This is a genomic window from Arthrobacter sp. DNA4 (assembly GCF_024362385.1).
Classification (GTDB): Bacteria; Actinomycetota; Actinomycetes; order Actinomycetales; family Micrococcaceae; genus Arthrobacter.
In genome coordinates this window covers 3,150,344-3,173,873 of sequence record NZ_CP101466.1, presented here as the reverse complement: position 1 = coordinate 3,173,873, position 23,530 = coordinate 3,150,344, and the positions used below count along the sequence as shown (strand labels likewise).

Annotated in this window: 20 protein-coding genes, 1 tRNA gene and 1 pseudogene; 14 read left to right on the top strand and 8 right to left on the bottom strand. The window is 67.0% G+C overall.

Going from position 1 to position 23,530, the window contains the following annotated elements:
- Positions 1–34: 34 nt before the first annotated feature.
- From NMQ03_RS14570 to NMQ03_RS14550, 5 genes are all read left to right on the top strand, one after another.
- Entirely contained in the window at positions 35–523 is a 489-nt protein-coding gene (locus NMQ03_RS14570) for a PTS sugar transporter subunit IIA (RefSeq protein ID WP_255172774.1), read from the top strand.
- 80 nt (positions 524–603) lie between these two features.
- A complete protein-coding gene (locus NMQ03_RS14565) occupies positions 604–1,488 on the top strand; it encodes an SURF1 family protein (protein WP_255172773.1) in 885 nt (294 codons plus the stop codon).
- On the top strand, positions 1,485–1,991 hold the full coding sequence (locus NMQ03_RS14560; RefSeq protein WP_255172772.1) for a DUF3817 domain-containing protein: 507 nt from the start codon (positions 1,485–1,487) through the stop codon (positions 1,989–1,991). The genes NMQ03_RS14565 and NMQ03_RS14560 overlap by 4 nt, the downstream gene beginning before the upstream one ends.
- 103 nt (positions 1,992–2,094) lie before the next feature.
- Positions 2,095–3,684: a glutamine-hydrolyzing GMP synthase gene (gene guaA, locus NMQ03_RS14555; RefSeq protein ID WP_159631439.1), complete on the top strand. Its 1,590-nt coding sequence runs from the start codon at positions 2,095–2,097 to the stop codon at positions 3,682–3,684.
- 129 nt (positions 3,685–3,813) lie between these two features.
- Positions 3,814–8,013, top strand: a complete 4,200-nt coding sequence (locus NMQ03_RS14550) for a DUF4011 domain-containing protein (protein WP_255172771.1) — start codon at positions 3,814–3,816, stop codon at positions 8,011–8,013.
- 11 nt (positions 8,014–8,024) lie between these two features.
- Here NMQ03_RS14550 and NMQ03_RS14545 read toward each other — a convergent pair whose 3' ends face one another.
- The 3 genes and pseudogenes from NMQ03_RS14545 to NMQ03_RS14535 all read right to left on the bottom strand — a co-directional run bounded on the left by NMQ03_RS14545 (position 8,025) and on the right by NMQ03_RS14535 (position 9,862).
- Positions 8,025–8,642, bottom strand: a complete 618-nt coding sequence (locus tag NMQ03_RS14545; RefSeq protein WP_255172770.1) for a Flp pilus assembly protein CpaB — start codon at positions 8,640–8,642, stop codon at positions 8,025–8,027.
- Positions 8,643–8,862: 220 nt separating this feature from the next.
- Positions 8,863–9,135: an FmdB family zinc ribbon protein gene (locus tag NMQ03_RS14540; protein ID WP_255172769.1), complete on the bottom strand. Its 273-nt coding sequence runs from the start codon at positions 9,133–9,135 to the stop codon at positions 8,863–8,865.
- Positions 9,136–9,246: 111 nt separating this feature from the next.
- Positions 9,247–9,862, bottom strand: a pseudogene (locus NMQ03_RS14535) (5-formyltetrahydrofolate cyclo-ligase).
- 103 nt (positions 9,863–9,965) lie between these two features.
- Between NMQ03_RS14535 and galU the strand changes: the two are divergent.
- The 4 genes from galU to NMQ03_RS14515 all read left to right on the top strand — a co-directional run bounded on the left by galU (position 9,966) and on the right by NMQ03_RS14515 (position 12,727).
- Entirely contained in the window at positions 9,966–10,871 is a 906-nt protein-coding gene (galU, locus tag NMQ03_RS14530) for a UTP--glucose-1-phosphate uridylyltransferase GalU (protein ID WP_255172768.1), read from the top strand.
- Positions 10,872–10,920: 49 nt separating this feature from the next.
- Positions 10,921–11,496 carry a GNAT family N-acetyltransferase gene (locus NMQ03_RS14525; protein WP_255172767.1) on the top strand — a complete coding sequence of 192 codons (576 nt, stop codon included), beginning with the start codon at positions 10,921–10,923 and terminating at the stop codon, positions 11,494–11,496.
- 81 nt (positions 11,497–11,577) lie between these two features.
- Entirely contained in the window at positions 11,578–12,519 is a 942-nt protein-coding gene (locus tag NMQ03_RS14520) for a hypothetical protein (protein WP_255172766.1), read from the top strand.
- Positions 12,520–12,651: 132 nt separating this feature from the next.
- Positions 12,652–12,727: transfer RNA gene (locus NMQ03_RS14515), tRNA-Ala, on the top strand.
- Between the two features lie 43 nt (positions 12,728–12,770).
- On the opposite strand, the gene NMQ03_RS14510 is transcribed toward NMQ03_RS14515, so the two are convergent.
- Positions 12,771–13,847 (bottom strand): DUF2235 domain-containing protein, encoded by a 1,077-nt coding sequence (locus tag NMQ03_RS14510; RefSeq protein WP_255172765.1) that lies wholly within the window; start codon positions 13,845–13,847, stop codon positions 12,771–12,773.
- Positions 13,848–14,025: 178 nt separating this feature from the next.
- Here NMQ03_RS14510 and NMQ03_RS14505 point away from each other — a divergent pair, with 178 nt between their 5' ends.
- The 3 genes from NMQ03_RS14505 (at position 14,026) to NMQ03_RS14495 (ending at position 17,616) form a co-directional block, all read left to right on the top strand.
- Entirely contained in the window at positions 14,026–16,500 is a 2,475-nt protein-coding gene (locus NMQ03_RS14505; protein ID WP_255172764.1) for a PEP/pyruvate-binding domain-containing protein, read from the top strand.
- A 122-nt stretch (positions 16,501–16,622) separates the two neighbouring features.
- Positions 16,623–16,775, top strand: coding sequence for a hypothetical protein (locus NMQ03_RS14500; RefSeq protein WP_018760353.1), 153 nt, complete (start codon positions 16,623–16,625; stop codon positions 16,773–16,775).
- Positions 16,776–16,878: 103 nt separating this feature from the next.
- Positions 16,879–17,616, top strand: a complete 738-nt coding sequence (locus tag NMQ03_RS14495) for a Pr6Pr family membrane protein (RefSeq protein ID WP_255172763.1) — start codon at positions 16,879–16,881, stop codon at positions 17,614–17,616.
- Here NMQ03_RS14495 and corA read toward each other — a convergent pair.
- Positions 17,613–18,608, bottom strand: coding sequence for a magnesium/cobalt transporter CorA (corA, locus tag NMQ03_RS14490; RefSeq protein ID WP_255172762.1), 996 nt, complete (start codon positions 18,606–18,608; stop codon positions 17,613–17,615). The genes NMQ03_RS14495 and corA overlap by 4 nt on opposite strands.
- Positions 18,609–19,100: an Lrp/AsnC family transcriptional regulator gene (locus tag NMQ03_RS14485; RefSeq protein WP_255172761.1), complete on the bottom strand. Its 492-nt coding sequence runs from the start codon at positions 19,098–19,100 to the stop codon at positions 18,609–18,611.
- Between the two features lie 169 nt (positions 19,101–19,269).
- On the opposite strand from NMQ03_RS14485, the gene NMQ03_RS14480 reads away from it, so the two are divergent.
- Entirely contained in the window at positions 19,270–20,517 is a 1,248-nt protein-coding gene (locus tag NMQ03_RS14480; RefSeq protein WP_255172760.1) for an MFS transporter, read from the top strand.
- A gap of 28 nt (positions 20,518–20,545) precedes the next feature.
- On the opposite strand, the gene NMQ03_RS14475 is transcribed toward NMQ03_RS14480, so the two are convergent.
- Positions 20,546–21,049, bottom strand: coding sequence for an Lrp/AsnC family transcriptional regulator (locus tag NMQ03_RS14475; RefSeq protein WP_026265760.1), 504 nt, complete (start codon positions 21,047–21,049; stop codon positions 20,546–20,548).
- Between the two features lie 139 nt (positions 21,050–21,188).
- A complete protein-coding gene (locus tag NMQ03_RS14470; protein ID WP_255172759.1) occupies positions 21,189–22,427 on the bottom strand; it encodes an MFS transporter in 1,239 nt (412 codons plus the stop codon).
- Positions 22,428–22,526: 99 nt separating this feature from the next.
- Between NMQ03_RS14470 and NMQ03_RS14465 the strand changes: the two genes are divergently transcribed.
- Positions 22,527–23,501 carry a LysR family transcriptional regulator gene (locus NMQ03_RS14465; protein WP_255172758.1) on the top strand — a complete coding sequence of 325 codons (975 nt, stop codon included), beginning with the start codon at positions 22,527–22,529 and terminating at the stop codon, positions 23,499–23,501.
- Positions 23,502–23,530: the final 29 nt, after the last annotated feature.

Sequence of the window (23,530 nt, the reverse complement as noted above, 5' to 3'; positions counted from 1 at the left end):
CCGTTCGCCCCACTGCTGACCGAAGGGAAACGCCTTGGCGGAACCACTGGACCCGTATGACGCCCACCTGACCACCGCCGACATGGTGATCCTGGAAATGGAGGCGAAGGACAAGACCGAGGCCACCAACCAACTGGCAGAGCGGCTTCACGCCGCCGGGCGGATCTCGGATCTTGACGGGTTCCTGAAGAACGTCAATGCCCGGGAGCACCAGCTGGCCACGGGGCTCCCGGGCGGCATCGGACTGCCGCATGCCCGCAGCGAATTCGTGTCCCAAACCTCCATCGCCGTCGGCATCACCAAGTACGGCCACGCGCTCGACTTCGGGGCAGCCGACGGTCCTGCCACGGTCATCCTGCTGATCGCCACCCCGGCCAGCTCGTTCTCCGACCACCTGGAAGTCCTGGCCACCCTGGCCAGGTCACTCTCCAAGGAATCATTCCGCGAATCGCTGCGGCGTGCCTATGACGCCGAAGTAATCGCCGAGCTCATCAACTCCAGCCTGGTGTTCTTCGACCACTAGGCGCATCCCCGGTCCCGCTTCCGGGCCCGGACGCCCTTGGCGTTTAGTTGTTCTACAGAAGTACGAAGTACGGTTAAGACGTGTGGAAAACAGCCCTTAAGCCCCGATGGATCGCAGGCTTTATCTTCGCGATCGCTCTCTCCGGGGTCTTCGTGCTGCTGAGCCAGTGGCAGTTCGGCCGCTCCACCCAACCCGAGGTTCCGGTCAACCCCGCCACCGAACAGGTGCAGCCCCTCACCGGCACCCTGCAGCCGGGTGAGTTCTTCCACGGCAGCGTTGCCGACCAGATGGTCACTGCCCAGGGGACGTACAGTCCCGACAAGCAGGTCCTGGTTCCCGGGAGGCTCCACGACGGCAAAACCGGCTACTGGGTTGTTTCAGCCTTCGCCGTCATCGGCGCCCCCGCCCTGACCGGAGCAGGCGCCTCACCACAGACGTGGATCCCGGTGGCACGCGGGTGGGTCGCCCAGCCCGGGGACGCGGCAGCACCGCCGTCGGGCCTTGTCGAACTGACCGGGCGGCTGCTGCCGTCCGAAGCGCCGGTGGCGGGGAAAGCTCCGAAACCGGGGGAGGCCTCGGCCGTCTCCGTGGCGGAGCTCATCAACTACTGGGAGGTGAGCAGCTACCCCGGTTTTGTGTCTGCCACCGCGGAAGTGGTGGGCGGCAAGGACGTCAGCGCTGCAGCGGTTCCGGGGAACCTCCTTCCACTGGACATCGGTCCGCAGCCGCCGGCGCAGCACATCAACTGGCTCAACCTCTTCTACTCCATCGAGTGGGTTGTCTTCGCCGGGTTCGCCCTTTTCATCTGGTGGCGGCTGGTCAAGGACGACTACCACCGGGACCTTGAGGAGGCCCTTAACGACGCCGGGGACGATGATGACGGGCACGACGAAAAGCACCAGCTTCCACAGCAGGCCGAACAGCACCAGCAGCCTGAACAGCACCAGCAGAAGGTACAGCCATGATTGATCCGAAACCGGCCACCCCCTCATCGCAGGCCGCCGGCAAGACATCCGGGAAGAAACGCCGTTTCGGCGGTACCGAGGCCCAGATCCGGTCCGCCCTGAAGTTCTACAAGGTCATGGCCTACCTCACCGGCACCATGCTCCTGCTGCTGTGTGCGGAACTGGTGGCACGGTACGGCTTCGGGCAGTACCTGTTCGCGGGCGGCACCAACGCGGTGACCGGCCAGCCGTTCGGCTTCGGATTCGCCGACGCGGAACCGCCCGGGGTGCTCAACGGCATGAACGTCTCCGTCACCGTGCTGATCGTGCACGGCTGGATGTACGTTGTGTACCTGATCTCCAACTTCCGGCTCTGGTCCCTGATGCGCTGGCCCTTCCTGAAACTGGTGCTGCTGGCACTGGGCGGCGTCGTGCCGTTCCTGTCCTTCATCGTGGAGAAGAAGTTCCACGCAGAGGTGGAAGCCGAACTGGCCGCCAATCCGCAGGCTCCCCAGCGCTACTGAAACGGGCCTGGCGCGCACCGGCCACCCGCCGTCGGACGTCTACTGCGTCACAGCGCGGCTTCTCAAGGTGCGCCGGTGCAAGGGCGCAAAGTAGGCTATTACGGTGACTACTCCCACTGCATCCCAGACTTCCCAGAAGCCGGTGCTGGTTGTTGATTACGGTGCCCAGTACGCGCAGCTGATTGCACGCCGCGTCAGGGAAGCGAATGTGTATTCGGAAGTGGTTCCGCATACCTACTCCACCGAGCAGCTCCTGGCCAAGAACCCTGCCGCCATCATCCTGTCCGGAGGCCCCTCCAGCGTCTATGCCGACGGCGCCCCCAGCGTGGGTGCCGACCTCTTCGAAGCCGGCGTCCCCGTCTTCGGGATCTGCTACGGGTTCCAGGCCATGGCCAACGCCCTGGGCGGCAAGGTGGACAAGACCGGCCTGCGGGAGTACGGATCCACGGAGACCACCATCCTCGGCGACGGCCGCTCGGTGCTAGAGGGCATGCCCCAGCACCAGAAGACCTGGATGAGCCACGGCGACTCCGTGCATGAAGCACCTGCAGGATTCGATGTCCTCGCCACGACGGCGGGCGCCGAAGTCGCAGCCTTCGCCAACGAGGAAAAGGGCCTCTTCGGCGTGCAGTGGCACCCCGAAGTCAAGCACTCCGCCTACGGCCAGCAAGTGCTCGAAAACTTCCTGTTCAAGGGCGCCAAGCTGGAGCCCAACTGGACCACCGGCAACATCCTCGAAGAACAGGTGGAGCGCATCCGCCAGCAGGTAGGGGATGCCCGCGTCATCTGCGGTCTCTCCGGCGGCGTGGATTCGGCAGTGGCGGCAGCCCTGGTGCAGCGGGCTGTGGGCGACCAGCTCACCTGTGTGTTCGTGGACCACGGACTGCTGCGTGAAGGCGAAGCGGAGCAGGTTGAACGCGACTTCGTGGCCGCCACCGGCGTGAAGCTGTACGTGGCCAACGAACAGGAACGCTTCCTCTCGGCCCTGGCCGGTGTCAGCGATCCCGAAACCAAGCGCAAGATCATCGGCCGGGAATTCATCCGCGCCTTCGAAGAAGCCGAACTGGCCATCATCGCCGAGGCCGCAGCCCACGGCGAAAAGATCAAGTTCCTGGTCCAGGGCACCCTGTACCCGGACGTCGTCGAATCCGGCGGCGGCGAAGGTGCAGCCAACATCAAGAGCCACCACAACGTGGGCGGCCTCCCCGAGGACCTGCAGTTCGAGCTCGTTGAGCCGCTGCGCGCCCTGTTCAAGGACGAGGTCCGTGCCGTGGGCGCCCAGCTCGGCCTGCCGCAGGAAATCGTCGGCCGCCAGCCCTTCCCGGGCCCCGGCCTGGGCATCCGGATCGTCGGCGAGGTCACCAAGGAACGGCTGGACCTGCTGCGCAAGGCGGACGCCATCGCGCGTGCCGAGCTGACCGCGGCCGGGCTGGACAACGAGGTATGGCAGATGCCCGTGGTCCTGCTCGCGGACGTCCGCAGCGTCGGCGTCATGGGCGACGGCCGCACCTACGGCCACCCCATCGTGCTCCGTCCGGTGTCCTCCGAAGACGCCATGACTGCCGACTGGTCGCGCCTGCCGTACGACCTGCTGGCACGGATCTCCAGCCGGATCACCAACGAGGTGGACGGCGTCAACCGGGTGGTGCTGGACGTCACCAGCAAGCCGCCGGGAACCATCGAGTGGGAATAGCATCCTAGTGGCCGGCCTCCGACAGCGGGGGCCGGCCACTGCTTTTTCCCAGCGAATTCCTCCGCAATTTCCGGTGCCCCAGTGTTGCGGTCGCTCAAGTCCGGCGCCGGAGCGGCTACTCTCGAATCTATGCCGGTATGGTCCAGGACGTCACGTGCAAACGCAGAAAAGAAGGCAGAAGTGTCAGTTGGTCAAGGCCACCCGGAAGGCTCGGAGGAGCTTCGTAAATGGCTGTCCGGGCTCAAACCCGTCACCGGCGCGGACACGATGCTCCGCTTCACCAAGACGCCGGAAGGTTCCATCGACCTCACCTCGGCCCACCCCTCGGGCCTTGCCCAGCTCATGGCCGGGCGCCGCACACGCCTGTCCACCCTGATCCGTGACCGGCAGCAGTACGTGGTGGCCGCGAGGGCGTCGCGCAACATCCGGTCAAAGATCTTCGAGCTCGCCAACGACCGCGGCATCGACGCCGGATACCTGTCGGCAGGCACTGTGGTGTGGACATCCGCCGTCGGGGGCAAACCCCAGCGCGTGTCAGCCCCGGTCATGCTGACCGCCATCTCCCTGACGGTTCGCCCCGGGGAGGACGACTTCGAACTGCAGCTCACCGAACAGGCGCAGATCAACCCCGCCCTGGTGCGGCACCTGAAAAACATCCACGGGATCGTGTTCGACGTCAACGCCGTGACCCGGCTGGCCTACAGCACTGCACGGTTTGACCCCCAGCCCGTCCTGGACCGGCTGGCCACCCTGATCCGGCCCATCCACGGCGCTGAAACCCAGCACAACCTGCTGGTCTCCACCTTTGCGGACCTCTCCGGCAACCTCGACGACCCCTGGATCAACGACTCCCACCCCATCGTCTCTGCGCTGGCCACCGCCGCCGGCGGCGAAGTGGTGGACGTTGAGGAACCGGATCCGTCCCGCTTCCCGCACCTGGATAACAGGAACCCCAAGGATGAGCTGCTGCTGCTGGATGCCGACACGGACCAGCAGTACGTGGTCGATGCGGCCCGCGCTGGGGACTCCCTGGTGGTCAGCAGCCCGCCCGGCACCGGCCAGACCCAGACCGCCATCAACACCATCGGCGCCCTGGTGGATGCCGGCAAGACAGTGCTGGTGGTGGGAGATCGCCGCGCCAGCCTGAACGAGGTTTCCGGGCACCTGGAGTCGTTGGGCCTGGAGTCCATCCTCTTCCAGCTGACCGGGAACGTCACCGCCCAACAGCTGAAAGGCCAACTGGTCCGGGCAATCGTCCGCAATGAAAAGTCCCTGGAACCCCAGCTGGGGAACCTGCACACCACCCTGACCGAACACCGGCACGCCCTGATGGACCACGTGGCATCGCTCCACAACGTCCGCGAGAGGTGGGGCTGCTCGCCGTACCAGGCCATGCAGTCGCTCGCTGAGCTCACCTCGATCCATCCTGCCCCGGCCACCACCGTCCGGCTCAAGCGCAGCGTCCTGGACAGCATCCGGGACCGCGAGGAGCTGGCGGGCCGGCTGCGGCGCGCCGCGGAACTGGGCAGCTTCAGCAAGGCGGCCACCACCAGCCCCTGGCACGGAGCCAGGCTGCTGACCCGGAAGGAAACCGAGGAAGCCCAGGACCTGGTCCGCTCGGTGGCCAAGAGCCTCCCCGTCCTGCGCGACCGCATGGACGCCGTTGCCGAGCACGCCGAAATCCGCCTGGGCGAATCCTTCGCGGAGTGGGGCGAGCAGCTGGAACTGCTGGTTGCCGTCCGGGGCAGCCTGGACAAGTTCACCCCGGACATCTTCGACCGGCCCGTGACAGACCTGATCTCCGCCACGGCGCCGTCCGCGTGGCGGCGGGAGCGGGGCATCGAGCTGACCGCCATGCAGCGTTCCAGGCTGCGCCGTGTAGCCAAGGAATACGTGCGTCCGGGCGTCCACATCGCGGACCTGCACTCGTCCCTGGTGCTGGTCCAGGAACAGCGTGCCCTCTGGGCGGGCTACGCCACCACGCAGCGCCATCCCGCCGTTCCCTCCGGCCTGGCCGAGATGAACGCCATGTACCGGTCCCTGGACCAGGAGCTGGCACAGCTGGGCGAGGCCCTGCAGCACTCCGAAGACGGCGGGGCTTTGTCCACCGTTCCCTATGCGCAGCTGATGGACCGGCTGGAACGCCTGGTGGCGGACACCGATACGCTCAAGACGCTGCCCGAACGCACACTCCTCATTGAGAACATGCGCGAACACGGCCTGGGCGAACTCCTGGCCGACCTCGCCGAACGGGAAGTTCCGGAAGGATCCGTCGCCGCGGAGCTGGAGCTGGCATGGTGGCAGTCCGCGCTTGAGGCAATGATCAGCGGCGACGACTACCTGGCGATGTCCGACGGCGACGCCTTGCGCCAGCTGGAAGCGGAATACCGGCTGGCCGACAACGCCCACATTGCCAGCGGCGCCGCCCGCCTGCGTTGGGACCTCGCGGAACGGTGGCGGACAGCCATCGCTGCCCAGCCGCGCCAGGCAGACCTGCTCCGCAGCCTGCTCAAGGACGGCCGGGTGTCCCTGCCTTCCCTCACCGCGCAGGCGCCTGAGCTGATCGGCACGCTCGTCCCGGTCTGGTCCGTCAGCCCGTACCTGATGACGGGCCTGCTTCCGGCAGAACAGCACTTCGACGCCGTCGTGATCCTCGACGCGGAGGCCACCTCCCTGCAGGCCGTCCTGCCGTCGATTGCCCGGGCACGGCAGGTGATCGCCTTTGGCGATCCGCGCATCGCCACGCCGCGGACGTTCACGGTTGGGGTGGAGCGGCTTGCACCCGGCGAGTCCGCCCACCACCGCGTCGAGAGCGCTTTCACCGCGCTCTCCGCAGTGCTGCCGGTGTGGCGGCTCAACGTGGTGTACCGCGCAGTGGACGAGGACCTGGTCCTGCAGCTCAGCAAGAACTTTTACGACGGCGGCCTGCGCCGGCTGCCCGAAGGCCAGTCGGCCACGGGGCTGGACCGGTCCCTGCTGGTGGAATACCTGCCGGACGGCACCGGCCTTCCCAGTGCCGACCATGAGGGCGTGGAGTCCGTGGTGGCCGAGGTCAACCGGGTAGTGGAGCTGGTCTTCGAGCACGCCCGCCTGCGTCCGCGGACGTCCCTCGCGGTCGTGACCGCCAGCCTGCGGCACGCGGCCAGGATTGGCGAGTCCATCCGGCTCCAGCTGTCCAACCAGCCGGGCCTGGCCGGATTCTTCGGCGCCGGCCCGGAGTCCTTCCGGGTGGTGGACCTGGAACGCGCCCAGGGCCTGGTCCGCGACCATGTCATCTTCTCGCCGGGATTCGGGCGGACCCCGCACGGGCGGGCCCTCCACAACTTCGGGCCGCTGTCTGCTGAAGGCGGCCGGGAGAAGTTTGCCCTGGCCATGACCCGGGCCCGCCGTTCCCTGCACGTGCTCACGTGCTTCCGGCCCGAGGACCTGGACCACACCCGGCTCACCCATGGGGCGGTGGACCTGTACGCGCTGCTGGACCGGGAACTTTCCGGCAACACGGATCTTGGCACCCCCGCGTCCCGCGCCGCCGCCAGCGAACAGGCGCTTGGCGCGGACCCGTTGGTGGCGGACCTGGGCGACCGGCTGCGTGCCCGGGGCGCAAGGGTCTGGCACCAATACGACGGGGCAATCGATGTAGTGGCAGCCGCCGACCCCCTGAATACCATGGGCCAGGAGGACTCCGAGATTCCGCGGCCTGTGGCCATCGAGTCCGACGGCACTGCGCAGTACCGCACCATGAGCGTGCGTGAACGCAGCAGGCTGCGTCCGCAACTGCTGGAACGCCTTGGCTGGCGGTACATGCCGCTGTGGACCATCGAAGTGTTCACGGACCCGTCGTCCTGCGCAGACCGCATTGCAGGCTATCTGGGCCTGGAGAACATGGTGCTGCCGGGAAGGACCCACCAGTCTGTGGGCTTCCTTGACGACGACGTTGACCAGGCGCTCAATGGAATTGACGCCGCGCCGTCCGCCGGAGTTTCCTACCTGCCCGGGGATCCCGGCACAGGCCGGAACGGTGACAGCGGAAACCAGGAAGCGGGATCCATGACCGAGGAAAAGAAACCTGCACACGGCAGGCTTGAGGAAGACGGCCGCGAGGAAGACATGCGCCAGGACAAGATCCAGGACGGGCAGGCAGAAACAGTTACCGGCGGGGACGTTCCTGCAGGCCCGGCCGAAACGGGTCCGGCGACCCGGACGGTAACAGGCGGCGCTGAAGAGATCCTCCCGAGCAAGGCCGCAGAGGACGACGCCCGCAACTGGGGTGACCGTGAGGATGACCACGACACGTGGTTGAAGGAACAGAAGCCGCCGCACTGGGGCTGACCGCCACAAGGTTACGGCGGCCCGACCAGGACGAAGAACAGCCGGCCTTGGGTTGACGCTCCGGCCAGGCGTAATGCTTGTTCGGCGGTGGCTGCCACCACGATCAGTCCGTCCGTCTCCGTGGTGCCCAGCCACTGGCCGCTCTGGCCGCCCTTGTTGGAGGTCCACAGTACGGGGACTGCCGACGCCAGCACCTCCGACGGGCCCTGCTGGTCGAACCCGTTGGCTGATGTGAGCACAACGTTGACCAGCTGTCCGGGGGAGACCAGCTGAATCGACGAGGCATCCGCCATCCGCAGTGGAACTGCGGCTGAACCGGGCGGCGTACCTGCCAGGAGCCCGGGACCCACCAGCTGGGCATCGGTGAGGAGCTGGCCCTTGCGCATGGGTGCGGCGAGCTGTTTGCCGGTGGCGGCGGCGTCATCCCGGAGGAAGCCGTCGGCCACCATGCCAGGGGGCACCTGGACTCGGACCACGTCCGCGTCCGATACGGCGGTACCGGCAGGAAGATCCCGGGTAGCGGCCAGGGCCGTGGCGGTGGAGAGCGGGGCAGGAGTGAGCTGCTGGACGGCGATCGCGGCAGCTGCGCACAACAACAGTGCAGCGGCGAGCCGGCGGTTTCGGCTCAACCAAGCGGCAACACGCGCGGCCAGTGGGCGGTTCCTGGGGCTGCGGCCAGCCCCTGCAGGGCCCGAAGAATACCGGAGGGCGGCGCGGCGGCGGGGAAGTAAGGGCATGCGCCCACGCTAACTCCGGGCGCACGCGCAAGGGGGCCGGGATGAGGCCTATGTGGACAAAAGCGGCCGGACGCTGGAAAGCGCCGGCCGCCGTCGTGAAGTCTGTGCCGGACTAGCTCGCGGCGGCTGCGGGCGCCGGCGCGGCGGGGGCAGCAGCAGGCGCGGCCGGAGCCGCGGCGGGCGCGGGGGAAACCGAGCTGCCCTTGGAATCGCGGGAGTCCGTGCGGTAGAAACCGGAGCCCTTGAAGACGACACCGACGCTGTTGAACTTCTTACGCAGCGTCCCCTCGCATTCAGGGCAGGACGTCAGGCTGCTGTCCGAGAACGACTGGACGATGTCGAAGGCGTGGCCGCAATCCTTGCAGGCGTAAGCATATGTTGGCACTGGTGCTCCTCCTCTTGGGCAAACGAGAGGTCCCGTGCTGCCACCTGGTAAACCATTAGCAGTCGCAGGGCCTGAGTGCTAATTCTATCACTGTGCACGGAACGCCCGTGCTCAGGCGCCACCCGCCAGGGGCCGGTACCCGGAAGGAACCAGGACGGCCGGGACCGGACGGTCGAACTCCTCGGCCGGGATCCGTCCGGCGGGCAGCAATTCATCGTCGTAGATAACAGCGGCCAGCGGAATTTCCTTCCCGGCCGTAGCGAGGTGCCCCAGGAACTTGTCGTAGTAGCCGCCGCCCTGGCCAATCCTGTTGCTTACCAGGTCCACGGCTGTGGCGGGAATGAAAAGCACAGCGGCGTCGCCGGCGGTTTCGGGCCCATGCCGGTGCCCCGCAGGTTCCAGGATGGGCGCGTACCTGCTGCGCTCGAAGCCGGTGTCCGGAGTCCAGAACACCCAGCTCAACTCCCTGGCCGGTTCGCACACCGGAAGCAGGACCTGGTGGCCGCTGCGGTGCAGGGCGTTGATCAGCGGCAGGGTGGGTGGTTCCTGCCCCACGCCAAGGTATACGCAGGCTATCCCGGGACGGCCTTGCGTCACCGATCCAGCCCAGGCTTCCCCATGGGTGGCCAGGGCCTGAAGCTTCCAGTTGTGCCGGCATCAGGCCTGCCCGCCGGTGCCGGTGGGCGGCCCGGATCCTGTCCTTGACAGCGTTAGTCTCCTGCAGCATGTTGTCCTCCCTGAAGCCCGGTGTTCCGCGGCGTTGAAGCCCCGTGCCGGCGTTCGGTGCCGGGGGTTACTGAAATACTTGACGCTGACGTTAGATTAGTCCGGTGAACACCAGTAATCCCAGAGTCCGCAAAGTCGTCATTCCCGCAGCGGGCCTGGGCACCAGGTTCCTGCCTGCCACCAAGGCCATGCCCAAGGAAATGCTTCCCGTCGTGGACAAGCCTGCCATCCAGTATGTGGTGGAGGAAGCCGTCCACGTGGGCCTCAACGACCTGCTGATGATTACCGGCCGCAACAAACGCGCCCTCGAAGACCACTTCGACAGGGTGCCATCCCTCGAATCGACCCTCGAGGACAAGGGCGATACGGAAAAGCTTGCGTCCATCCAGGCCGCGAGCCAGCTGGGTGACATCCACTACGTCCGGCAGGGCGATCCCCACGGCCTGGGGCATGCCGTCCTCCGGGCGAAGCAGCACGTGGGCGATGAAGCCTTCGCGGTGCTGCTGGGCGACGACCTCATCGATGCCCGCGACGAACTCCTCAGCATCATGATTGACGTACAGGCGAAAACCGGAGGGTCCGTCGTCGCCCTCATTGAGGTGGAACCCTCCCAAATCAGCGCCTACGGCTGCGCCGACGTCCAGGCCATCGAGGGCGAGGATTATGTTCGCGTCAACCGGCTAATCGAAAAGCCCTCGCCGGAGGAAGCCCCGTCCAACCTGGCGCTGATCGGCCGATATGTCCTGCACCCCGCCGTGTTCGAAGTCCTTGAGCACACGGAGCCGGGCCGCGGAGGCGAAATCCAGCTGACGGATGCCCTGCAGGAACTTGCCTCCGGTGACGGCGAGGGACATGGCGTGTATGGCGTGGTGTTCCGGGGCCGCCGTTACGATACCGGCGACAAGCTCAGCTACCTCAAGGCCTGCGTCCAGCTGGCCATCGACAGCGATGACCTGGGACCCGGCCTGCGGGAATGGCTGCCGGGCTTCACCGCCGGCCTCTCCCGGTAGCGCCGTGCGCACAGGTCCCATCTGACCGGCCACCCTCGAGTGCGGCGACTTGGTCCTGCGGCCCATCCGGTACCGGGACAAGAAAGAGTGGACTGAAGTACGGTCGCGGAACAGTGAGTGGCTGGCCCCGTGGGAGGCCTCCAACCCGGACCCGTCCGGCGGGCTCCCGGACTACCGGCACATGGTCCGCTCGCTCAACCTGCAGGCTGCACAGGCTACCGCCCTGCCCTTCGTCATCACGGAGTGGAGGCCGGGCCTGAGGAATCCGGCCATCGTGGGCCAACTGACGGTGTCTTCCATCGTCTGGGGTTCGGCCATGATGGCAACGTTGGGGTACTGGGTGGACCAATCCCGGGCGGGACGGGGGATAGCCCCCACATCCGTGGCGCTGGTAACGGACCACTGTTTCCGTACGCTTGGCCTGCACCGGATGGAAATCAACATCCGGCCCGAGAACGGACCCAGCCTGCGGGTGGTGGAAAAGCTGGGGTTCCGGGACGAGGGGTACCGTCCCCGTTTCCTGCACATCAACGGCAAATGGGCGGACCACCGTTCGTTCGCCCTCACCTCCGAAGAGGTCCCGGAAGGCCTGTTGGGTCCGTGGCTGGCGTCGCGCCGGTCATAAATCCAACGGTTTGCCAGTGGGGGCACGACACACCGCAGCTAATGCGGCCTGAGCAGGCATGATGCTCATACGGTTTTGAGTGTGGACTTCCCCCTTAGCAGCTCAGTGATCCTTGTGGTTGCCGTCGCGCTCTGGATTGTATGGGTTGCCCCTTACGTCCTCCGGAACCGCAGGCACCAGTTCCAGCCCGCCGGCGAGTTCCTGGCAGACGCCCCCGCCGATGAAAGGCCGGATCCGCATGCCGGCCTGGTCCTGAACGTCGCCGCCCAGCAGGAGAAAGCCATGGAACCCAGGAAGAGTGCTGCATCCGTTGACGGCACTGCAAGCACCCCACCTGCGGCGCCGTTCCGCATACGCTACGGCCGCACTGGCCTCGCCCTTGTGGGACTCCTCTCCCTGGGGACCGCATTCATCTCAGGTGTGCTGCTTCCCTTCGGCATCGGTTCGCCGGCTCTGCCGATTACCTGCACCCTGGTGACCGTCGCATCCGTCGCACTGCTGCGGTGGCTCGCTGTCCGCGACCGCAAGGCGAGGGTGAACGCTGCCTTCCGCTCTGCCATGAGTGCACCCGCGCGCCGGCCGGAAGACACCGTAGCCCTGCCGGTGAAGCCCGAGGCCGCCCCCGTACTGCCGGAAAGCCAGCTTTTCGACGCCGAGGCGGGGGAGCCAAAGGCCAAGCCGCTGACCGCCATGGAGCTTCGCGAAGCCGCCCTCGCCGTCGCCGTGGCTGCCGGCGACACCAGCGCAGCGGCAGCTGTTCCGGCCGCTCCCGCCAGCACCCCCTGGGAGCCGGTGGAGGTCCCCAAGCCCATCTACGTGGAAGCCCCAAAGGCTGAGCGCCCCGAGCCGAAGCCGCTTGAGCTTCCCGAAGCGCCCAAAGCAGTTGGCAAGCCTTCGCTGAAGCAGGGTGCTTCCGCGGCGCCGGCGGCAGAGACAGTTGCTGCGGCGGAAGCACAGCAGTTGTCCAAGGCTCAGAGCGCCCTCAGCAACCTCGACGACGTCCTGCAGCGCCGCCGCGCATAGGGCCCGGCCGCGCCTTGCGTTCCTCTCCCGCGCATTGCGCGCGTCAATTGGCGTTGAGCGGGGAAAATTTGTAGCCTAGGGACACCGGTTCCGCACCGGCGGGCAGATGCCCGTCAAGGCGTGGATACGTCCGGGGCTATAGCTCAGTTGGTAGAGCGCTTCGTTCGCATCGAAGAGGTCAGGAGTTCGAATCTCCTTAGCTCCACCATTTGTAGGCACCCGGCCGGTTCCGACGGCTGCCTGGTCCCCCCTCAGGACAACGAGGGATTCCCGGACCTTTCCCCCAGATAGCGCACGAGGTTGGGCGGCCGGTAGGTGGGATCGGCATCATGCCGCTTCAGAGCCGACTCTGCCACCCGTTCGTGCGCGGGATCGGTTGACCCTATGGGCCTGACGTAGGCAGGAAGCATTTTCCAAAAACCAACGCGGGATTCCTGGATCGGCGGATACTGGTCGGATGGCTCAGCCGGCGCACCTGGCACGACCCCGGAGGCATCGGGGCGGAAGGCAAGCCCTGCGCTCCGGGTGCGTTCAACGATCCATGCCAGGGCAATGTCGGACAGCAGGGTGCTCCGGTTTCCGCCGCCTACGTCGCCGTGCGTTCCGGTGAACCATACCTGTTCCAGTCTCTGGCTGCCCGGGTCGCCCTGCGGCTGCCAGAGTGTCGGGGCGAAAGGCTTTCTTTTCTCATCGATTGCCAAGGCCTGGAACGCGTTGTCGACGGTAGCGGACAGCGCGGTGTCGTGGAAGGCAAACCTGCGGTTGTACCTGTCAATGACAGGTACCCCGGTGAGCGGGATGCCGAGCGACCCCACGGTGTCCCAGACCGCGATGCAATGGATCCGGGTCTCATGGGAGAAGGACCGGCGGAAGAGGGTGGCTTCCACCGAACGCGGGTTGGTGGTGGCAGTCCGGTCCCTGTAGAGGCTGTAGGCGTCGCCCAGCCGTCCCCGGAAACGCCGGCGCAGGATGCCCGCGTTCCTGATTAGTCCAGCGGTACTGCGGGCTGTGTAGGCGCCGCGGCTGAAGCCCAGCAGAAACAGCTCGTCCCCGGGCTGGAAGTTGCCCATGATGAAACGGTAGGCGGCAAGGATGTCGTAGGAGAGCCCTGCGCCGAAAGCGCCTCCACCGAGACGGTCGTGTCGTCCGGCGCCCACGCCGCGATGGTAGAAGACCTTCTGTTCAATGTCGGTGCCGTTCTTGTCCCTGCTTACCGGGGCGATCCCCAGGGCGAGTTTTGTGACATTGGTAGGGCACGGCTGCCCGTCGTCCGCCTGGTCGGGGGTTGCCCACGTTCCATCGCAGCAAACTACTATGCGCTTGGCCATTTCGTCTTCCTGGGAATCCGACCCTCGCCTGTCCGCGGTCACGGCTTCCATCGGTATACACCCGCACGGGCTTCCCGTCCATACATGCTTTAACGCCGGCGGCTGGGTTGTTGTGTGCCCGGTCCCGGGGGCTTAGCTTGGAGTGAGCAGCGGGCGGAACAGTGTCAGGAGCCCCGGGATGAATGGGACAACGGTCGGCGCCCTGAGGGATTTCGGTGCCCGTGACGTGGCCCTGGCCGGTGGAAAAGGCGCCAACCTTGGCGAACTGGTGCGCGCCGGCTTTCCGGTTCCGCCCGGGTTTATAGTGACCACCAGGGCATACGTTGCCATGCTGGAGGAATCCGGGGTGGGCGGCGAGCTTGGCCGGTTGCTCAAGGGCGGCGCGGCGCCGGCGGAGATCCGTAGTCTTTTCACGGAGGCAAAGATGCCGGACCGTGTCCGCAAGGACATTGCCGGGGCCTATGCAGCCCTGGGCGGGAGTCCGGTGGCGATCCGTTCCAGCGCCACCGCCGAAGACCTGCCAGGCGCCACATTCGCCGGGCAGCAGGACACCTACCTGAATATCCATGGCGGGGCGGCGGTGGTCCAGGCAGTGGTGGATTGCTGGGCGTCGCTGTGGACGGACCGGGCCATTGCCTACCGCGGCAGGCAGGGCGTGGACCCCGGCGGTGCAGCCATGGCCGTCGTCGTCCAGGAAATGGTGCGCGCCGACGTAGCGGGCGTTATGTTCACCGCCAACCCCATAACGGGTGAGCGCAACGAAATCCTCATCGATGCAAGCCCCGGACTGGGCGAGGCAGTGGTTGCGGGCGAGGTCATCCCTGAACGGTATGTCCTGGACCGGGCGGGCGGGATACGCGCTTTCAGGCCGGGCCGGCATGAGGTGGTTATCCGGGCAAGGACCGAAGGCGGTACTGAGAGGTCCGTTGGGGCGGGGGAATCCGTACCCGGACTCGGGAGCGGCCAGGCGGCTGAGCTGGCACGGTTGGCGGTGGGCGTGCAGGGCCATTTCGGCCGACCCCAGGACATCGAATGGGTGATTGCGGGCGGCCGTGTATTCCTGGTGCAGGCCCGGCCCATAACCGCCCTGCCCCCGCAGCCATTGCGGCTCAACCCGATCCAGCGCCTGCTGGCTCCCTTTTTGCTGGAGATGTTCCAGGTCCGCCCCTACCCCCTGGACGTTTCCGGATGGATGCAGCGCGGCATCCTGGCCATGCTCCACGGCATAGCAGGCAGCGTGGGTGTGTCATTCCCGCCCCTGGAGAAGCTGTTGCCCGAAGAGGACGGCGTGGTGGTGCGGCTGGTTCCGCCGGTACCCCGGCCCACCCTGCGGACGCTGGCAGCCCCGCTGTCCCTCATCCGCCGGGCCAGGCGCTACGACCCTTCCCGGTGGACCCTCGACAGCAGGTTCACGGCCTTTCTGGACAACGTCAGCGGGCTGGCGGCCCAAGACCCGCGCCCGCTCTCCTGGCCGGGAGTCGTTTCGCTCGCCACTGAGGCCTTCACCACCATGCGGGGGATCACCGAACTGAGGATCTCGTACCTTCCAGGGATACTCCTTCCGCAACTGGAATTGCGCCTGATGCTGCTGCCATTGGGCAAGCTGAAGCTTGCACCCGCACTCATCGCGGGTGCGGAAACCCGCACCAGCCAGGCCAACACGGCGCTGGAGAATCTGGCTGGCCAGGTCAGGTCCAGTCCGGCCCTGAAACAGGCCTTCAGCAGCCTCCCACCGGGCGAACTGCTGGCCGCCCTTGAGCACCGCCAGGAGTTCGCTGGCTTCCGGTCCGCGTTCGAAGGTTTCCTGGCCGAGTACGGACACCGCGAAACGGTGAGTGTTGTGCTTAGCAGCGCACCCACCTGGTCGGACGCCCCTGAAGTGGTGCTCGGGCTCATCACGTCGATGATGGGTGACCGCCCGCCGGTCCGGGACCAGACCGGCGAGGCGCTCGCGGACCTGATGCGGCATCCTGCCCTCCGCGTGCCCGTCCTCCGCCGCCACGTCCTGTCCGCTGTCCAGGCAGCCAAAGCCGGGATGGCGTTGCGGGAGGACAGCCACTTCCATGCCACTAAAGTGCTGCCGCCCCTGCGCCGGGCGCTGCTGGAGCTGGGGCGCCGCCTGGGCGTCGCCGGAGTTTTGGCGGACCCCCGGGAGGTCAACCACCTGCGCTTCGAGGAGTTGGCTGCAATGCCCGACGGCGGCGCGTTGCCGGCGGACGAGCGGGAACGGTACCGCCGCCTGGTGCTGGCAAGGGCTGCCAAGCGCAGGGAGCTCGACGGTATCCCGCTATTGGACCCCGTTTCCCTGTTCGCCGGCTCCCGGCGGCCACACGGGGTGCTGGCCAGCGGCATGCCGGCCAGCCGCGGCCAGGCAACGGGGACAGTGCGGGTGATCCGCAGCCCGGAGGAATTCGGGTTGCTCAGGAGCGGTGAAATCCTGGTCTGCCCCTACACCAACCCATCCTGGACACCACTGTTCCAGCGTGCTGCTGCGGTGGTGGTGGATTTGGGCGGTGCCGGCTCCCATGCCGCGATCGTCGCCCGGGAGTACGGCATCCCGGCTGTCATGGGCACGGGCAACGGTACCAGCGCCCTGTCCGACGGGCAGGCCGTGATGGTGGACGGAAGCACGGGGCGGGTCACCGCGGCCTGACCCAAGGCCACACTGTCGGTCGGGCGCGGACGATGCGGGCAGTCCACTGGGCAAAATCCACTTGGCAAAACGCGGGCCCGATGGACGGCCCGATTGAATCATGGGGGCCTAGAGTGGGGCCCATGGGAATCATCATCGGCCTGCTGGTCATCTGGCTCATCCTGTCCATCGTCGGCTTCGTCGTGAAGGGCCTGCTCTGGCTCGCCATCATCGGCCTGGTCCTCTTCGTCGCCACCGGCGTCTGGGGCTGGCTAAAGCGCAGAACCAACGCCTGACGGCATATCCGCCGCCTGGCCAATGGCTGCCGGTCCGGTACGGTGAACTCCTTACTGCCAAAAGGCCCTAGCCCTTCCGCATCCGCGGCTCCACGCTTTCTCCATGAGCCTCATAGAGCCCGCCGCCGGTCCTTTGGCGTTGGTCCCACCGGTCCGCCGGGATACCCCTGCCAACCGCGCCCTGCACCCTGACCGTCCCTGGATCCGGTCCGTCCGCATATCTGTCGGACTCTTTGTGCTCGCTGCACTGGTCCAGAAGACGTTCGACGCCACCCTCCCCGGCAATGACGTGGATGTTCCCCAGCTGTACTCGGAGTTTACCGTCCAGGGAAACCTCGTATTGGGGCTCGTTTTGATTGTTTCGGGCGTCCGGCGGCGGGCCCGGCTTCCGCGCTGGTGGGACCACCTTTTCGGAGCCCTGGTCCTGTATCTGGTGATGACGGGCATCATCTATGTGGTGCTGGTGGCTCCGCCGGGAGAACCGTGGTGGAGCTGGGATCTGTACTGGCCCCAGATGGTCCACCACCGCCTGGCCCCGCTGGTGACGGCGCTCGACTGGCTCCTGGTGACACGGACGGTCCGCGGGACGTGGTGGCGGCCGCTCGCTTGGCTGGGCTATCCGGTGGCCTTCCTTGCGTTCTCCTGGATCCGCGGGGGCCTTGACGGGTGGTACGTCTACGACTTCCTTGATCCCACGCTCGACGGCGGGTGGGCCCGGGTGTTCGTTTCCACGGCCCAGGTCCTGGTTGCGTTCCTGGTTGTCTCGGTCCTCGTCCACGCGGCGGGCAACGCGCGGGCGGCGCTGGCGGCGGGAAAGGGACGGCGGGGCCGAAACCCCTAAATCCAGCCCTTCTTTTTGAAGATTCCGTACATGAGGGCCCCGGCGGCAACCATGAGGACCAAGGCGTAGGGATAGCCGGCGGCCCAGTGGAGCTCGGGCATGTTGTCGAAGTTCATTCCGTAGATACCGGCCACGAATGACGGCGCGAACAGGATTGCTGCCCAGGAAGAGATCTTCTTGACTTGTTCGTTCTGCTCGGCGCTGGCCTCGTTCTGCCGGTTGGCGGTCAGGGTTCCGTCCAGGGTCAGGGCGTTCTGCAGCAAGTCCCGGAACGAGTCGGCCCGGGAAATCACCCGCTCCACGTGGTCCTCCACGTCGCGCAGGTTGTGCCGCAGTTCGGTTTCCACCTCGTACTTCTCGAAGCCCCGCTTCAGCTGGTCCAGCATTTCCGGCAGGGGGTGGATGGCGCGCTGGAACTGGATGACTTCCCGTGCCAGTTCGTAGATCCGGCGCGATACCGACGAATCGCCGCTGAACAGCTGGTCCTCGATCTCGTCAATATCATTTTCCAGGCCCGCCACCACCGGCGCGTAGTCATCCACCACCCGGTCCAGCAGGGCGTAAAGAACAGCTTCAGGCCCGTGCTGGAGGAGGTCCGGCCGTGCCTCCAGCCGTTGCCGGACCCGGGCTACGCCTGCCGTTTCCGCATGCCGGACGGTCACGACGAAGTTCTTCCCGGTGAAGACGTGGAGTTCGCCGAACTCCACGGTCTCGTCCACATCCAGGTACCGGGCCGGACGCAGGACGGTGAAGAGGTTGTCGTCGTACCGTTCCAGCTTGGGCCGCTGGTGTGCCGAGACGGCGTCCTCCACCGCGAGGGCGTGCAGCCCGAACTCGTTGGCGACGGCGGTCATTTCTTCCGCAGTGGGACGGTAGAGCCCGATCCATGCCATGCCGCCGTGCCGGGCCAGGGTCTCAAAGGTCTGCTCCAGGCTTTCGGGCTCGGTGTGGCGGACGCCGTTGACGTAGACGGCGTTATCGATGATGGTCATTCAGGAAATCCTAGCCGGGGCGGCGGCACTGCTAAGGCCACTGATGAGCGGCTCGGTCCGGTACGGAATATGGGTGTGCAGGGCCAGGACGGTCTCTGTCCGGATGACTCCCTTGATTCTCAGGACCTGGCGCAAGGAGGACTGGAGGTTGTGGGTGTCGGTGGCAACCACCCGGCACCAGACGTCCCCGCGGCCGGAGATCTCATGGACTTCCAGGACCTGCGGGATGAGGCGCAGCGCCGCCACGACGCCGTCGAGCTCACGGTGGGAGACTTCGATGGTGACGAAAGCCACCACGTCATAGCCCACCGCTTCGAGATCAACTTCGCGGCCGCCAGGGCGCAGTACGCCGGTGCGGAGCAGGCGGCGCACGCGCGACTGGGCGGTGTTACGGGCGATGCCCAGGGAGTCGCTGAGCTCTCCGATCTGGATCCGGGGATCCCTGATGAGGGCCAGGAGGATCTTCAGGTCTGTGGGGTCCAACTTGTTCAAGATCGTCACTCTCCATCATGCGGTGATCCGTAAGTTGATGATTTTGCTCAATTATCCACCTCATTTCGGATGGATAGCGCAGCGGTGCCGCACTCTTGAACCAACACTGTTGTATCCGCGCCGGGCTCCCACAAGGACCACCCGCCGCGGCGATCCCTAAGGCGGCACAATGACGGTCTTCAGCGAACTGCGCATGCGTCCGGTACCGGCCACGCCCACCGGGTGGAATGCCTCCACCACGGCGCGGCTGGTGATTTCCGGGGCGGCCATCTTCATGCTCCTGGTGGGCGCCAACCTTGCCACGCCGCTGTACCCGCTGCTGCAGGCCAACCTGGGACTGTCCAGCCTGGAGGTGACCGCAGCTTTCGCCAGCTATGTCCTGGCACTGGTGGGAACCCTGCTCCTGGCCGGGCACTGGTCGGACCATATCGGTAAGCGGGCCGCCCTCCTGGTCGCCGTGCTGACCGGACTGGCGGGCGGCGGAATATTTGCCGAAGCCCAGTCGCTGGCGGCCCTGTGCGACGGCCGGGCCCTGCAGGGTATCGCAGTGGCGCTTGCCACGGGAGCCAGCGCGGCTGCCCTGCGTGAGCTGCTTCCCTCGCGGCCGGAATGGGCCTCGCGCTTTACCTTGCTGGCCTCTTCAGGGGGAGTTGCAGCCGGCCCTGTCATCGGCGGCCTGCTGTCCCTGCTTCCCGGCGCCACCACCGCTCCCTATGCCGTCCATTCGCTGCTTCTCGCCGGGCTCCTGGTGCCGCTGTACCTGATCCGTGCCCGCCCCGCCATCATGGTTCCCGCGGTGTCCCGGCCGCTGCATGTCCTTGCGCCGCGCCGGCCCTCCGTGTCCCGCCAGGCGAGGGGTGCTTTCTGGCTGGCATCCGGCGTCGGCTTCCTCAGCTTTGCCGTGTTTGGCTTCTCCCTGTCCCTGGCCCCGGGTTACTTCGCCCAGGTCCTGGGCACGGACTCCCGGCCGCTGATCGGTGTTCTCGCGGGCCTGCCGCTGGGTGCCTCGGCCTTGAGCCAGCTGGTCACCGTGCGGGGTCGTCTGACCGTGCCCGCCGGCCTGGCCGTCCTGGGCGTCTCCGTCATGCTGCTGGGGGCCGCCGGGACCTGGCACAGCCCCGTGATGCTGGTGGGCGCCGCCGTTGCCGCCGGGGTGGGTCAGGGGCTTGCATTCCGGACCGTCTTCAACGATGTGGCGGCGAGGGTGGAACCGGCCCGCCACGCGCAGATCATCAGCACCGTCTACGTCATCACCTACCTGGGAAGCGCGGTGCCGGTCCTGGGGCTGGGCTGGGCCAGCGCCGCGTTCGGCATGGCAGTGGCCGTACAGGGCTTCGTCCTGCTGTGCGGCGCAGCGGCCCTTGGCCTTGCCGGGGTGACGCTGGTCCAGTCGGCAAGGCGGCACGCCGCCGCCTGAGCCATGGCCGCTGGCGCCGTTTCCGCTTCTAGTCCGGAAGCGGGCCGTGGTTGCCCTGGATGTGTTCGAAGACGAGGGTGGTTTCGGTGTGCCCCACCACAGGATCGGTGGCCAGGTTGTCCAGCACCCAGTCCCGCAGGTCTTCGGTGCTCCCGACGGCGATGTGCAGCAGGTAGTCGACCGAACCTGAGGTGTGGAAGGTGGACAGCACGGCGGGCAGGTGCGGCACGCGGGCGGTGAAACGGTCGATCTGGTCCCTGTCGTGGGCGCGGAGCCGGACGGCCACCAGTGCCTGCACGGACCTGCCGATGGCTGACAGGCTCAGCTTCGCCTCGTAGCCCTGGACGATGCCCCGCTCCGAAAGGGCACGGGTACGCATAAGTGCCGTCGAGGGCGCAATCCCCACCATCTCGGCAAGCTGTTTGTTGGAAATCCTGGCATCCGCCACCAGTGCGGCGAGGAGACGCTCGTCGATGGCGTCCAGCGGCTCCAGGTGCGCCCCGGGCCTGGTGTTCCTTGCATTCGTGCTCACTGCGGTTCCTTCCAAGCGGTCCTGGTTCATCCTAGACCGCAGAATCGCCGCGAGCTGCGCAGCAGGCGCGCGTCAAGCCGAACATCCAAACCCTCACGAGGCCTTGTGAAGTTGGTTAATTCGCCCGCGGCGCCCCTGCTCAGGAGGCGCGTTGTTCCGCCGGCGGATGGACGACGGCGACAGTTGCCGCAGTCAGGCACGCCAGGACCATGACGGCTCCCGCAAGGGCGTTCCAGCCCCAGGCCTGGAAGACCAGGCCGCCGGCCCAGCCCAGCAGGCTGGAACCCAGGTAGTAGGCGAGGTTGTACAGTGACGCCGCCTGCGCCCGTCCGGTCCTGGCGATGGCGCCCGTCCAGCCGGAGCCGATGCTGTGGGATGCAAAGAAGCCGCCCGTAAACACCACCAGCCCGGCCAGGATCAGGACCAGGGACTGGGTAAGTGTCAGGGCCAGTCCTGCCAGGGCCAGCGCAAGTCCTGCCAGCAGCACGTTCCGGCGGCCGTACCGCGTGGTCATCCCCGCCGCCCAGCGGGAGGAGAACGTGCCGGAAAGGTAGGCCAGGAAGATCAGGCTGATCACCGTGGCCGGGAGCCCGAACGGCGCACCGGACAACCGGAAGCCCAGGTAGTTGTAGACCGCCACGAACCCGCCCATCATCAGGAATGCCTGGGCGTACAGGGCCAGCAGCCTGATATTCCGCAGGTGGCCGCCGAGGGTCCTGATGGCACTGCGGAGGCCGGAAGCCGGGGCCGGGACGAAACCCCGGGCGCGGGGCACCAGGACAAGGAATTCGACGGCGGCAACGGTCGCCAGCAGGGACACGGCCAGCGCCGCGGACCGCCATCCCCAGAGCTCGCCGACCGGCCCCGCCACCAGCCGGCCGGACAGTCCTCCCAGGGTGGTGCTTACCACGTAGCTTCCCGCGGCCAGGGCGGCGTGGGCTTTGCTGACCTCCTCGTTCAGGTAGGCAATTGCAATGGCGGGTATGCCGCCCAGGGCCATTCCCTCCAGCAGCCGCAGGACCAGCAGCATGGTGAAGCTGGTGGACATCGGCACCAGCAGCCCCAGGATGGTGGCCGCGGTGATGCCCCACATCATGGCCTTCACCCGGCCGATCCGGTCCGCCAGGAAGGACCACGGGATCACGGTGGCAGCCAGGCCAACGGTTGCGAGGGAAATGGTGAGGGCGGCCTCGGCGGCCGTGATGTGCAGGTCGGCCGCCAGGAGGGGGAGGACCGCCTGGGTGGAGTAGAGCTGGGCGAAGGTGGCCACACCCGCGCAGGACAGGCTTACCAGGATCCGCCCGTAGGCCCTGGATCCTTTGGTATGGCCGTTCCAGAGGGGGGAAGCGTCAGTGTCGGCGCTTGCGTTCGGTGGCATCCGCCCAGCGTAGTCCGCCCTCGATGGATGCTTCCAATGCATACCTCATGCAAAACTGATAGCAGGATTGGATTGCTTGCCGCAAAGGGAGAGGCCGTCATGGAACCCGACCGGAAACAGCTGGCGCAGCTGCTGCCCCTGCTGCCGGTACTCGCTGAGCTGGGCCGGACGGAGCATGTGACGGAGACGGCGGAGCTCCTCGGAGTACCCCAGTCGACGGTGAGCCGGGCACTGGCGAGGGCAAGCGCCGCCGTGGGCACGGAACTCCTGGTCCGGGACGGCCGGGGAGTGCGGCTGACTCCTGCCGCCCGGACACTGCTGCCCTACATCGAGCAGGCGCTCGCGGAGTTCCAGGCCGGACTGGACCTGGTGCGCAATGAGTCCGAGGTGGTCAGGGGCACCGTGGCCGTGTCTTTCCAGCACACCTTCGGCGAGGCAACCCTGCCGCTGCTGATCAGCGCCTTCCGTGCCCGGCATCCCGGGACCGGCTTCCGGCTCAGCCAGGGCGCCCGGGACACCTGCCTGGACGAGTTGGCAGCGGGGGAGGCGGACCTGGCCCTCACTGCACCGGTGGCGCCGCCCGGCAAGAACCTCGACTCGGCGCCGCTGTACCGCGAGCCGCTGCGCCTGGTGGTGCATCACGCCCACCCGCTCGCCCGGCAGCGGATGGCCCGGCTGGCCGACATCCGGACGGAGCCGGTGGTGGTGCTCGGGCCCGGCTATGGGCTGCGATCCCTGACCGACGCTCTTTTCCGCGAGGCCGGGTACCGTCCGCGGATTGCCTTCGAAAGCCAGGATTCCCACACCGTCCGCGGCCTGGTTTCTGCCGGCCTTGGCGTCAGCATCCTGCCGCCGGGCGGGGACGCCCCTGGCCGGACTCCGCGTCCCGAAACCGGGGACCTGGGGTGGGTGGAGGTTCCGCTTGACTCGGCACTCGCCTTCCGGGAAGTTGGCGTCAGCTGGCGGCGCCGGAAACCGGAAAGCGAGCCGGTTCCGGCCCGGCTTTTCCGCGAACTGGTGGTGGGGCAGGGGCCGGCGTTGCTGGCCGGGCTGGTCACCAAGGCAGGCCGTTGAGCCGGAAAATGTCCGACGGCGGCTGCTGG

Bases quoted from the DNA above. Each gene is read 5' to 3' on its own strand.
- NMQ03_RS14510 (WP_255172765.1), bottom strand. From the start codon at position 13,847: ATGGCCAAGCGCATAGTAGTTTGCTGCGATGGAACGTGGGCAACCCCC.
- NMQ03_RS14560 (WP_255172772.1), top strand. From the start codon at position 1,485: ATGATTGATCCGAAACCGGCCACCCCCTCATCGCAGGCCGCCGGCAAG.
- NMQ03_RS14465 (WP_255172758.1), top strand. From the start codon at position 22,527: ATGGAACCCGACCGGAAACAGCTGGCGCAGCTGCTGCCCCTGCTGCCG.
- NMQ03_RS14495 (WP_255172763.1), top strand. From the start codon at position 16,879: ATGAGCCTCATAGAGCCCGCCGCCGGTCCTTTGGCGTTGGTCCCACCG.
- NMQ03_RS14500 (WP_018760353.1), top strand. From the start codon at position 16,623: ATGGGAATCATCATCGGCCTGCTGGTCATCTGGCTCATCCTGTCCATC.
- NMQ03_RS14470 (WP_255172759.1), bottom strand. From the start codon at position 22,427: ATGCCACCGAACGCAAGCGCCGACACTGACGCTTCCCCCCTCTGGAAC.
- NMQ03_RS14505 (WP_255172764.1), top strand. From the start codon at position 14,026: ATGAATGGGACAACGGTCGGCGCCCTGAGGGATTTCGGTGCCCGTGAC.
- NMQ03_RS14480 (WP_255172760.1), top strand. From the start codon at position 19,270: ATGACGGTCTTCAGCGAACTGCGCATGCGTCCGGTACCGGCCACGCCC.
- corA (WP_255172762.1), bottom strand. From the start codon at position 18,608: ATGACCATCATCGATAACGCCGTCTACGTCAACGGCGTCCGCCACACC.
- NMQ03_RS14550 (WP_255172771.1), top strand. From the start codon at position 3,814: ATGCCGGTATGGTCCAGGACGTCACGTGCAAACGCAGAAAAGAAGGCA.